Genomic DNA, 12117 nt, shown 5'->3' with positions numbered 1-12117 from the left:
ACCATAATTTGGTGGATACCAAACTACCCAAAATCTCAATCAGCACGCCAGAACGGCCACGGCGAGACGCTTACGGAGGATTGAGAAAGGTGACTCCTCAGGTTTGTCCTTCAACAACTCGACGCTTCTTGTATGTCACTTCAGTCGAAAGGCCGGCCCGCGGCCCGTGGGCCGTGTAGTCGTCATCCTCACGCACCTGAGGCAACGAGCGCTCATCCCGGCGAGCGAGGAACGTGTTGGTCTGCAGCGGATTCGGCCGACGTGGTCGGCTGTTCTGCGGGTTCTGGTGATGCGGGCGAGTTCGAGCCCGCTGCACCTGTTGCCCCTCTTCCGTAACGCGCAGCGTCGTTCGGGCGCGCCATCCATCCCAGACAGGAACACCGTCGAAACCAGCGGGTCGGGTCGAAAACGAGTTTGACCGCAAAATCCTCGCGAGGATTCTGGCGTCGAGATTCGTGCGTCCTACCGGTCTCGCGAGGCGGTCGACGTGTCGGTCGCTTCGATGCGCGCTGCGCCGCGTCGCGCGTAACGCCGTGCGATTGTATCGATTCAGACTTTTCTACTTGGGGCTTTCGCGGTTCGGTTTGCACGCCGCTCTGATGGGATATTAAGCGCGCCTCCTGCTTGCGGTTCGAAGAACCGGTCGCGTGCGAACTTGTGAGGCCCCATATCCGAACGAACTCGGTCGCCCTTTTCTTCTCACACTTTAGATACCGCTGAACCGCGCTACGTTGGTTTTGGAGCCGCGACGAACGGTCCTCGTCCGAGACGTCTCGGTCATACGCTAGCACTTCCTCGGGAAGCGCAGCCTTCTCAATCGCACGCTGTTCATAGAAGCGCTTTAACTCCCGCCAGCCTTGAACCCGAAACCTTGGGCAGTTGCCTCTAGGGCGTGCAGAAAGTTCAATGCGTCTTTACCGCGTGCAAGTTCTGCGAGCTAGCGTAATTTCGCTTTCGGGATGCTGTCAGAACTCGCGAAGCGCACGTCTGTATTGTTATTCAAATTCCTACTTCTGCATTTTTTGCGAAACGGGCGCTAGCCAACGTTTCGGCCGACCTCGCGCCGGGAGATGATGCGGGCGATGTACAAGCAATATGTCAAACCTCGTGAAGGCAGGTTGCAGCCGCCTTGACCGGGTCCAATCCACAGCAATCAGCATCACCGCACAAATGCGCCGGGTGCTCCGCCCCCTGCCAAAGATTCAAGAAGCCCGCCGAAGCAGAAATCGATGAGCACCGACCGTCGCGGCCTCATCCGACATTTGAATGCTTATCGAAAATTGAGTTGGCTGATTTCGGTAGGAACGTGGATGCGGTCCAGCGCGGTGACGGACGAGTTCGCTTATGTCGACAGTCAAAGCGACTTAAGGCTGATGCATCGCCGGCGCTTCGTTGAACGTATCCATCTCTGGATGCCTGCTAGCTTGGCGCCGGACATCGCTGCATCGGCAGCGTCGAGCAAGCCCTCGATTGAATTCGCGGTGTCGGGATGTGTCGCAATGCCGATATGCTAACGTTAAGGACGCTCTGCAGAACACGGTTTCAAATGCCTGCGCACCATGTATGCCTTGGGGCAGCTTTTCTATCCAGCTCGGTTCGTCAATGACAGAGGCGATGGGCCAACACTTTGTGACCTCTCATCGAGAGGACGAAAGCATGTTCAACCTGCGGTGTGTTCTACGCTTTGCGCAGCGCCTTGCGCATCATCCATAAATTTCCCAACGCAAATAATGTGGTGATCTGAGCGGTGTTCTTCGCCAGCCCCCGGTATCTCGTCTTCAAGTAACCAAACTGTCGCTTGAGGATTCGGAACGGATGTTCGACCTTTGCACGAATGCCGGCTTTCAATCGTTCGATCTTGTCGTATATCGCATCGAGAGGATCCTTCAAGTTCAATTTCCTTCGCTTGCCGGGCCGCATCGCGACATGCCATCGAGCAGAGCCCGTTTGCTTACGCTTTTCGATGCCCTGGTATCCGGCGTCAGCGTAGACATCCGTTTCGTCACCGTGCAACAGCGCAAGGGCCGCATTGATGTCGTGCTCGTTAGCCGCCGTGCCGATGACCGTGTGAACGAGGCCTGATTCTGCGTCCACGCCTATATGCGCCTTCATACCGAAGTACCAATTCCTGCCTTTCTGGGTCGACTGCATCTCCGGGTCACGTGTGCCCGAGCCGTTCTTGGTCGAACTGGGCGCTGCAATCAACGTAGCATCGACAGCCGAACCCGCCTTAAGCATCAATCCCTTTTCGCTCAATATCTCATTGACGACCGCAAGAATCTGCGCAGCGATGCCATGCGCTTCGAGCAGGTGCCGAAACCGCAAGATGGTCGATTCGTCTGGAAGACGGGCCATCCCTCCATCGAGGCCTGCGAATTCGCGATACAGCGGGACATCGTAGAGGCCTTCTTCCATCGCTGGATCCGACAGACCGAACCATTGTTGGAGGAAGTGAATTTGCAACATCGTCGCGACCGGAAATGGCGGACGACCGGTCTTCCCCTTCGGATAATGCGGCTCGATCAATGCAATCAGCGTCGCCCAGGGCACCACTCGTCTCATCTCGTCCAGAAACTCCCGCTTACGCGTCCGCTTGGTTGACAGGTCCAAGCCGAGATGAAGTTGCGTCATCGTGATACCTCCAAGTCGTTGTTTTCATAGCAGTACTCCTTATCATCACTATAGCAGGGGTTTTGCAGATGTTCCTTAACTGGAAAACGCCCGCCCAACTCTTTTCTGTGACTTCGCGGACGTCTGCAGCTAAACGCGATGCGAGTTCACGCAACTCAGTCTCCCCGCTGCTGTAGACTGCGAGCAGCAGGAACTCATCGCCGCGAACTCATGTAAGTATTCTCTTGGCGAGCCCCTTCTCGAAGCGCGCGCGTCTCCGCACGCCGCCCCGGATAAACATTGTCGCCTCATAGATGAGAACTGGCATTAAGAACAAAAGGGCGGCGGCAATCCCAACGTATAACGCTACAAAACGGACCCTGTCCGCCGTCGCGAGCGGAAAGAAATGCACTGTGCGCAGAGCTCCGCGCGCTTCTTGATGAATGGCGGAGACGACCGTGAGCATCGACGGCAGCCATGTTCGATTCCCCCGAATCGCGACCCTGCGCGCTTCGCGTCCAGTATCGTAGGACAGTGCTCATCACGGACTCGGAGAATGGCTCATTTGACCGCTTTGAGTCCAAACGCAGCTACCTCTTTCTGAGGTCGAGGAACGAGCGGCATTTCCGGGCGCTGGCCGGTATGCCCGGCAGCCCTCGATTAAAACAGCGTGTTCGTAAATTCGAGAGCGCTCCGGCTCCGCAATCTGTCTTCGTTTCTTGTTGGAGCGCCCTGAGGAGGAGTAGCCCATTACTGCCGCATACTCTGCCGGACGCAAGCGCTTGAACCTTAGAAAGAAGTCGTCGCCGGGCAGTCCATTTGCTAGCGCCATTAGGCAGCCATAGTCCAGCAAGGTCGGGTCGCAGAGAGCTTTTGCCGCTTCCTCGAGCACGCGGTATCGGTAATCGATGGATTCATTCATTGAAAACATGCCGTGGAATCGCTGATAACCGACAACCGTCCGCCGGGTCGCAGCTCGCTGAAGCATTCCCGCAATTTCCGTCACCTTAGTGTGGTCCATATTGCGCTCCGGCGTTCATTTGGTAGGGTGAGGGGCCCAGCGTTGACTATGTCTCGACTGAAATGTTCGGCCTAACCGTTTCTCGTAGTAGCCGGCCGGAATCGACGGGTGGATTCAATCCGCACGATGGAGGCGTTACCTGCTCAATGACGACGGCTTGATGCGCCTTACGCTCACACTTGCGAACGCATCCCCGCGCCTGTTTTGGCACGTCCCATGCAGACGTACAAAGAAATTGGTGGGCGCCGTTGCGGAGAAACGGCGTTCAATGTCGGAGTGTCCGTCACTCGAGCGAGCGAGGTAGCGAAGCGGTGGGTAACGCGAGAGAGTTCACGTCGACACAACAAAAACGATAGCAAACGGATGGCCAAATGCAAGGCATTTTTAAGCCGATACGAGCGTGAGTGCGGTAAAGTCTTTAACGGAGGCGCCGTTAATAACGTGTTTCTTGGCTTGAATCAAGCGGAAAATCTCCGCCGGTGTCCTCGCCATTTTGCCCAAAAACCGCTATTGAAGGAAAAGTATGTCATCGGTACGCCGAACAGTTTTGCGCGCCATCAGTACATTGTTGCGCCGGCCTAAGAGGGGAACGCCATGCGTGCGCCTGAGGAAAACCTTCCTAGCGTTTCTCGGCGGCTGAAGGCCGGGCGGAAGATTCTCGACGGGGTTCCGATTAAACAAATCGTTGACGAGCTTCACCTCTGTTTGCAGACGGTCCGGCGTTACGAGGCGCTGGTTCACGCCGATGGCCTTGATGCGCTGAAACAGCTGAAGTTGGGCGGACGGGCTTCGGCGCTGGACGCCGAAGCGCGCAAATGGCTCGCAACGGCGCTGCAGCGGCCAGCAACTGAGTTCGGGTTCGAATCAGAGAGATGGTCGAATGCGAGGGTTCGGGCCTTGATTGAAAAACAGTATGGGGTCAGTTATTCCCGTGTGTATGTATGGGAGATAGTGCAGCAACTGGGACTGGGCCAGCGGTTCTTTGAGTGATAGTTGGCCGAAGACACCTACCACTAAGGTTTTGCGGTCGTTGCCGCCGGGCGACGAGGGAAGGCCGTCTCCTATGCGACTTCGTAGACGCGGCCAAAAGGTGGCGAAAGAAGTGATGCATTTGTTCGATGGCACGCCCGCCGCGATACACGGTCACTTACATCTTTGGCACTATCGATTCCGGAGTGAGGGCGATAGAGCGGCATTGCTGGCAGCGGCCGATGAGGAGGCGCGCGTCCACAAGCTGAACAGCAACTCGTACGTTAGTTCGATACTTGCAAGCGTCCCGATATGTACCGCGTCGCATCTTTTATCGGCTGCTAACTGTTCCACCAGCGCATTCTGCCTGCACAGGGATTCCTCGCATCTTACCAGCCGTTCGACGAGCGCTCGCGCTAGCACGGAGTCTGCCTCAGAGGATTTCGGTCGCATGGCGTCTCCGGATAATTAGCTCTTTGATAATGTTAGTGAATCGTGGGCGGGCCATGGTCGTCCGTAAAGCAAGGGTTGTTTACTCGTATCGTTTTTGCATGTTGCGTGTCGGCGAGCGGCGAAGTGCACTCAATACGGCACAGTGGGTGGCTGGTTGCCCCTGAGTTCCGCGGTCTCCGGTTTGTCCGCACCCACAAACTTACAAGGAGCGCCATCATTTTTAGAATTCAGTGAATCCCACCGGCTTGACAACAAATGCGTTGATGCCTAATTCATAGCCCCGGCGCAGGTCCTGTGATTCGCGTGAGGATGTCAATGCGACGACTGGCAGCGAAAAGATGCTTGGCGTGCGGCGAATCTCTTGAAGGACGTAGAGACTGGCTACCTTTGGTAGGTCCATCAACATCAGCGCAGGTTCCTTGCTGCGGCGGTGTTTCCATATCCCTCGCGCCGCAAATAAGCGAGGGCCTCCTCGCCGTCGCGAGCGGTGCCGACGGTGCAGTACGTCGAGCAGCACTCAAGGGCAATCAACGCGAGGTCCAAGTCGAACGGGTTATCTTCGACAAGCAAGAGCGATTGCGTGAGCGTCAGAAAATAATCAATGTGACATTCGTAGCAATCAACATTCCGCTGGTCGCGAAGGTCCCACTCGAACAACGCATGCGGCGCGGACGGGCACAAGGCCGTCCGGCATCTAGCGGTTCAGAAGCGTCGAGGGCGCTCGGGTTAACCCAGCGCGCGAGCATTGTTGAGCGAGTGCTCACGGTCGACATCGTTCAGGCAATCGTCCAATTCTTAAGTCGGCAAAGGGCTCTGGGTGAGCAGCTCTTCCAACTCATCGATGCTGATGGGCCAGAAGGCGCAACCGTCGAAGCCGGGCATCACTTTGCCGACTACTTCTGTGTGACCGGTAAGGGCGGTAAAACGCGCGCTCGAACTCCGGCTATCAAGTTTCGTGGACAGGTTACGGCCGTCGGCATCAGGCAGGGAACGGTCCAGAAGTAGCGCATGAGCATGACGACGAGAAGGCAATACGCCGAATTCGGGCGAGATGGTGCAACAATTGCTTTTACAACGGTGGCTATTTTCACATGCTCGCTTCCCGTGTGGTCATTACCATGGATAATTACGGCTACCGTCGCCCGAAGCTCGTACTGTTCCCGACGAAGCCTCCCGAACCGACTCCGGGGCGCTCGGAGGACGATTACAAGGTTTATGCGTCGTATCGCCCCGGCAGCAGCGGTCGGTTTATGGGTACATTGAAAGTGGTCCGCCTGACTGACGGACGACTGCTTTTTCCGTTTGAAGGTGCGGAAGAAATCGGTCCGTTTGATACGAAAGACGCGGCAAAACAGGCCGCGATGCTGCGCGGGCTTGAAATCGTGCATCTCGACCTTCGTGCACCTGAACTATAGACGACGTATTTGACCTACTCTCCCGCGTAGGCAACTTATCGCGGGGGCAGGCATACAATTGCATTCTTGGCGACTGTTATTGGCGCAGCAAGAAAGGCGCACAGGTATCTGTTTGGGACAAGGAGGAGGCTGTAATTTCGAGGACCGGAGGTCGAGCGCCCATTCTCATTTGCGTAGCTGTGTCTGTATCTGCGTGTAGCGTCGCACCCGCCGTTGCGACCAAGAAGCCAAACGACGGAAGGGTGAGGGTCCGCGCAGAGATAGAAGCCGCAGTCGCATCGTCTGGCCCGGAATTGACCAAAAACAGTTCGGCTGTAAACGCGGGTCGACCGACTGCGGTCCAATGCGACACCGTTGGCAGCATGTTCGTTTGCACCGATGGTGAGGCAGTCTGTTGGTGGAATCGCCGAACGGGATTTGGCTGCAACTCAGGATACATCGGTTGTACTAATTGAAGGCGGGATTGTGCAACCTTCCACTTGTCATGGCGATGAAAGATACATTCAAATCGCCTTGACCGGCGCATTGAAGTCCTACAGACCCCCGAGCGATGGCTTCAGCTCGACAGTGAAGCAACCGGGGCTCTCGCGCACACACTATGTGGAAAACCGTTTTCACCGCCTGTATAGGGGTTATGGTTTGTAGAAAGGTCGGCGCACAGTTAGAACGATTAGAGCATCCGGCAGATTAAATCAGACTCGATTGGCAGGGATGGCGCGACGACGTTTTCGGGGATTCGGAGCGCCACGAGCGTGCAAAATTCGTGTAGGGAAGAAGGATGGCGGCATTGTTGGACATCGCTGGAGGCGCGCGTCCAAACGGAAAGAGCCCGTTCATCACTGACAAAGGGGACTCCTAATGCTGCTACACGGCTGTTGCGCGTGGGGCCCTGCTGTCAGGGCTTAACAAGCGGACGTACGGAGGGAGCCCTCGGCCGCGGGGTGCTTTGGCCTATTGCCCTCCCGAGTAGATGTTGCAGAACGGCTGCGGCGAGCAGTTGTTCGGCAGCGTCGACGACTTTCCGCTCGCAACACGAGTTGGGGTCGCGCCACCGTACGCAGTATCTCCTGACGACGTCTGTCCACTTTGTTGAGCCTGCGCGGGCATCGACTGCGATGTGTCTGTGGACTGTTGGGCTTGAGCCAAGCCTGCGAGGGAAAATGTCGCTGCTACGGCCGCTGTCATGAGAGAGAGCTTCATGGTCAACTCCTTGCACTTGCATTACACAGCGATACGACTGCTGCTGGCTTAACGATATTCCTATCCGTCGAAAAATACATGTCGCTTCGAAAGGTCACGAAAAGAATTAGTTGAGTTGCCGGTGCTTTTTACCGAACGTTGACACGCGACGTGTGAGCGGAGCGGCCATCGACAGCCCGGGAGGGTCAGCCTGAAGCTGCCCATAACGGTAGCCGAGATGTCATTAACTTTGCGCGGATGCTTTTGCGGAAACGCGATGAGTTTCATTTGGCTATGACTGGGCCGGTAGCGCCGAACGCTTGGCGAATCGCTTCACGTTCAAGCCAGCAACTCACGAGCGGCAACGGCGCGACGCCGAGTTGCCTGCTCGCAGTGGGTCACGAAGTCATCAACGGTGCACTGGCGTTACCTTGCTCTCGCAGCAACAAGACCGTTATCCGCTGCAACCAATTCAGCCACAGGACCAATCCAGGTTGCGTTGCCACGCGCCCGGATTGGGCGAGGAGTTAGTCAATCGTAGCTCGGTCAATGTGGCGTTCGTCCGACCTGTATTCGAAGGGTGACATTCTGCGGGAGGTCAAACGCCAGCGAGCCGGGCCCGAAGTCACCATCCAAAAAATGGAACTTGCCGCCATATTCGATGGTGTGTTCGCCGGCAGAAAGGTCGGCGACCATCAAGAAGTAGCCGCTTCCGACGGCCGTGCCTTGCCCACCGAGTCCACTCCGATTGAATATCCATGGCCGCGGCGCAACGAACGAGAATTGCTTGGTCTGTATCAGGAAGGATGGCAGGTTAGGCACGGAATTTCCGTCAATCCGGCAGAACACGTTTTCGATGCGGCTCGCATACTTGGTTGCGACCTCCCTTTGACCAGTCTCCGAGAGTTGTCGGAACGGTGGCATGTCCGGGTCGTCCAGCGATGACGACTCGATATTGAGGATGGTGAGAAATATCGCGGTCCCTTGAGGGATTGGTGTTGCCGTCTGGTCGCACGATACAGGAGCACCCATGGGCGCGGACCAGTACCAAACCGGGCCGCGTTGTGCAGCAGAGATGGGGCGATTGCAGTCATCGAACGGTTGCGGAAACGGCCCGCCTATCGGCTGACTTAGAGTCCATTGCCAAAACGACGTCTCCCACTCGGCATACGTCCTTCCTCGAAAGCCCTCGTCCGGAGGCGAAACAAAGAAGAACTCGGAGATTCGCCCGTTCACGGTACCAGACGGCGCTGCCTGGGTATCAGACCGTGCGGCTGCAATCACTGAGCTGCCATAGGAGCTCGCACCGGAATCACCACCACATCCACTTAAGGCAATAGCTACTGAGAGGTAGCCTGCAAATCTGCCTAGAAGTTCATGCTGTTGCATAAGTTGCTCTCCTTCCACGCAGTCCGCAGCGACATGTCAAGGGTCTCTGATTGGCGCCAGGCGTTCGCGGGAAATTAACTTTTGGACATCCCGTGGAACCTACGCATCGGCGGTGTTCTGACTAAAGCCTAGCTCGTGGTCGTTCAATTGCAACCGGTTGAAAGGATGGATTTCATTTGCAGCCGAAGAGGATTGTTTCGCAACGCTCGATGCGGAACGAGGGGTGGTTGGCTAAACGCCAATCACTTCCACTTAGAGTTGCGCAACTACCCGGTGCCGTCCCGACTGTACGGCTGCACGTGGCGGCCATTTCTTTCACAAACGGGCATGTCGTTATGAAGACGAGTCTTTCTTTGAAGTAACCATCGCGGCTGCAGATAGCCCGGCATCTCGGCGGTCAGTATTCGTTAGGTTGTTAGACACGACCGCAGTTACTGCGCTGCGCACACGTTGAAGCTCATGCAAGACATCAGGATAGCGAAGTAAGAAGCTTGAACGACCGTCATCCCTATCCTAGTGTCCCTTTAGGTGACGAGCGTGGAAAGTGATGTGCAATTGATATGACCATGACTATCAGGGCATGGGAGAAAAATCAGGGAGGTGATTTCCCATGCATCTCATTATCGTCCGCCTGGGGAGAATCTTCACGCTGGTCGTTGCAGGGCCGATTTCGATTCTGATAGCCGAGGCGGCGTGCCCGACTTACGTAGAGTTGCCGACCGGAACCGTCTTCGACATCGCTAGGATGGTCGACGATAGTGGGTCCCCCTCAGACGCGCTCGCACAAGCGCGCGCTGATGTAGCGCAGGTCAACGCCTTCGGGGGATGTGCAAGACTTGAGCACAGTTCAAAATAAAAATTCTGCCAGGAAGTTATGGCCGCAGCTAATGCAGCAATAGCTGCATTGGAAGCGTGCGTTAAAGACGAGTCGTCGAACGCGGCCGTCGACCACAGGCGAAGTCGAAATCCCACACAGTAGGGTGCCCACAGCGTATCCGCTGTATCCAGGTCAGCCGTCGCGGGCAGGACCCAATCTAAAGCATCCGCTCGTTCGTATCGGGGGTGCGAGCAATCGCATCAGCGCGTGGCCGGCACCGACGTGAGTTGTGACCTGCTCAGTGGCGGTCGCAAGCATCATTCCAAGTGAACGCTGGCAGGAAATGCGGACTAACGCAGGTTCGCAAATTCGCGTGCTTGCTAATCGGTGGCCGAGCGAGGCCTTGCATGCGTCTTGCTGGTATATGAGTGCCGTGACAGATTCGACGGCGTCGAACACCTTCTTTGCGCGAATCCACTCTCGACATAGGCGAGGAAACAAATGGCAACCGGTACAGTGAAATGGTTCAATGACGCGAAGGGCTTTGGCTTCATCAGTCCAGATGATGGAGGCGAAGACTTGTTCGCACATTTTTCAGAAATAAGAGCTGAGGGATTTAAGTCTCTGCAGGACAACCAAAGGGTGACGTTCGACGTTAAGGAGGGCCCGAAAGGCAAGCAGGCGTCTAATATTAAACCCGCCTGAGAGAAGGTTCGTCGTGTAACGTTCGTGGTGGACGTCGCGAGAGAGGGCGAACCGCGTCCTGCATCGCTCTCCGCCGCGAGTCATCCAACGAATGCGGCTTCGGCAACGGAACGCTAGGTCGTGGGCCACCGGTCGTCGATATGCCGAAGCAATCGTCGAAGCCTTTCTCGCTGTGCTGGTATCAATCCCGGCGTCTCTAATGCTTGCGTTACACGTTCGCGCCAATAAGTTTGCGCGAACGTGGAATGCGCGCCTTCACCCGCAAGAATTCGCTCCAAGTGCTCGATTTCTCCGTCAAGGGTAAGGGCGTTACATGCCCATTCGCCGCGAACTTGGCTCGACGTTCTTTTCATTTGCTCCCCCGCAAGCCGACGACAGGCCCGGAAAAACGACTCTCTCGAAGTCGCATAAACAGGTATTTAGTTTATTTATTTTGGAACAAATGCGGTCCCGAATTCATAGGGGTTTCTCCGGCTACCGCAGTTGTTCACAAATGAGTCGCTGTCGTTGCAGGACAAAGGCCGACCCCGTTTAAATGAAGGTCAGAAGTAAACGCTAGAAGGCTTGCATGGCGTATCAATTTGCGGTGCGAGCAACGAATGTCGTGGACGTGCTCCGTGGGGTCCCCTTGAGGATGAATCAATGGTTGACTCTCCTGCGGAGGGCGCTGAGAGTGAAATCCGAGGTCGGTTGAGTCTGCAACGGAGACGAACGCGGAATTCAGCATCCGCCCTCGCTGGCCTCGCAAGTCAATGCTTGGATTACGCCCCAACGCTGTCGATTCTGCACCAGACGTCGGGTGCTTCACGGCGACCGGGACCCGGGTCTAGGCAAACATGTAATGCGCGAGGTGGATGTCTTGGACGCGCTTCCCGATATCGGAGATGAGTCTTACTTCGGCGTACGACGGCATGCCCATTGCGCGCACGATTAGTCACCTTCGCCACGTGCAGCCCGCTGCGGCGGGCCGGAAGCGGTGAGTTTACGAAGCAAGTGAGCGGGCGACCTATGGGAGACGACAATCATGACGACAACGAACCTGACCGGCTCAGGCGCGGCGCAAGGCGGCGCTAATATCGTAGGCAGTAGTGTGGGCGACGGCCCTGGTGCAGATGTGATGGCAGCGTCCACACTTGACAGTACGACGGTTATCACGTCGGACGGCGAAGACATCGATAAAATCAAGGACATCATGCTGGATATGCGCAGCGGGCGTGTCATCGCTGGAAGACCTGACGGAGGTGTTGCAGGGCGCGGTCAAACCACACTTTCCCAGCGGCGTCGTCAGCCCGGGGGGGGCGGAGAACGTGCGGCCGCAGAGTTGATAGCGCAAGTTCGATACTGAAATCGGCAGCAACCTTCTTCTGCTTCGCTCGAAGCCTGTCTATCGGGCCTAAAGGCAATGAAGCGGCGGAGCCTATCAGGCCCCTCTCTCTCTGTGGATACGCCCCTTTCTATTAGCGACGCTCTCAAAGAGTCCGGCTTCGGCACTCTCATCCTCGGGTTTCGTAGGCGACGCTGTCGCAGAACTCGATAGCTATGGGGCCGAATCCGTCGCT

General features: G+C 56.4%; 10 protein-coding genes. 6 read left to right on the top strand and 4 right to left on the bottom strand.

The features are described from left to right. Positions 1–1229: 1229 nt before the first annotated feature. Positions 1230–1514 carry a hypothetical protein gene (locus tag AWB74_RS38095; RefSeq protein WP_143749410.1) on the top strand — a complete coding sequence of 95 codons (285 nt, stop codon included), beginning with the start codon at positions 1230–1232 and terminating at the stop codon, positions 1512–1514. A 163-nt stretch (positions 1515–1677) separates the two neighbouring features. Here AWB74_RS38095 and AWB74_RS38090 read toward each other — a convergent pair whose 3' ends face one another. Beyond that, the gene (locus AWB74_RS38090) at positions 1678–2631 is read right to left on the bottom strand and encodes an IS5 family transposase (protein ID WP_061151751.1); all 954 of its coding nucleotides are present in this window, start codon (positions 2629–2631) and stop codon (positions 1678–1680) included. Positions 2632–3151: 520 nt separating this feature from the next. Beyond that, a complete protein-coding gene (locus AWB74_RS45965; protein ID WP_143749409.1) occupies positions 3152–3631 on the bottom strand; it encodes a hypothetical protein in 480 nt (159 codons plus the stop codon). A 594-nt stretch (positions 3632–4225) separates the two neighbouring features. Between AWB74_RS45965 and AWB74_RS38080 the strand changes: the two genes are divergently transcribed. Beyond that, a complete protein-coding gene (locus AWB74_RS38080) occupies positions 4226–4621 on the top strand; it encodes a helix-turn-helix domain-containing protein (RefSeq protein ID WP_061151749.1) in 396 nt (131 codons plus the stop codon). A 652-nt stretch (positions 4622–5273) separates the two neighbouring features. Here the strand turns inward: AWB74_RS38080 and AWB74_RS48790 are convergent. Then, positions 5274–5453 carry a response regulator gene (locus tag AWB74_RS48790; RefSeq protein WP_407642523.1) on the bottom strand — a complete coding sequence of 60 codons (180 nt, stop codon included), beginning with the start codon at positions 5451–5453 and terminating at the stop codon, positions 5274–5276. Between AWB74_RS48790 and AWB74_RS47040 the strand changes: the two genes are divergently transcribed. Both AWB74_RS47040 and AWB74_RS38060 read left to right on the top strand, forming a co-directional pair. Continuing rightward, positions 5396–6058 (top strand): hypothetical protein, encoded by a 663-nt coding sequence (locus tag AWB74_RS47040; protein ID WP_200822093.1) that lies wholly within the window; start codon positions 5396–5398, stop codon positions 6056–6058. The two genes, AWB74_RS48790 and AWB74_RS47040, sit on opposite strands and share 58 nt — an antisense overlap. 86 nt (positions 6059–6144) lie before the next feature. Next, positions 6145–6468 (top strand): DUF6723 family protein, encoded by a 324-nt coding sequence (locus tag AWB74_RS38060; protein WP_327363019.1) that lies wholly within the window; start codon positions 6145–6147, stop codon positions 6466–6468. Between the two features lie 1725 nt (positions 6469–8193). Here AWB74_RS38060 and AWB74_RS38055 read toward each other — a convergent pair. After that, a complete protein-coding gene (locus tag AWB74_RS38055) occupies positions 8194–9036 on the bottom strand; it encodes a hypothetical protein (RefSeq protein WP_235024835.1) in 843 nt (280 codons plus the stop codon). 1318 nt (positions 9037–10354) lie between these two features. On the opposite strand from AWB74_RS38055, the gene AWB74_RS38045 reads away from it, so the two are divergent. Beyond that, positions 10355–10558, top strand: coding sequence for a cold-shock protein (locus AWB74_RS38045; protein WP_061151745.1), 204 nt, complete (start codon positions 10355–10357; stop codon positions 10556–10558). 1024 nt (positions 10559–11582) lie between these two features. After that, positions 11583–11903 carry a PRC-barrel domain-containing protein gene (locus AWB74_RS48785; RefSeq protein WP_087039422.1) on the top strand — a complete coding sequence of 107 codons (321 nt, stop codon included), beginning with the start codon at positions 11583–11585 and terminating at the stop codon, positions 11901–11903. The last annotated feature ends 214 nt before the right edge of the window (positions 11904–12117 follow it).

The organism is Caballeronia arvi, assembly GCF_001544695.2.
In the GTDB taxonomy this organism is placed as follows: Bacteria; Pseudomonadota; Gammaproteobacteria; order Burkholderiales; family Burkholderiaceae; genus Caballeronia; species Caballeronia arvi.
The sequence above is the reverse complement of the archived record's forward strand: the minus strand, read 5'-3'. Positions and strand labels throughout refer to the sequence as shown.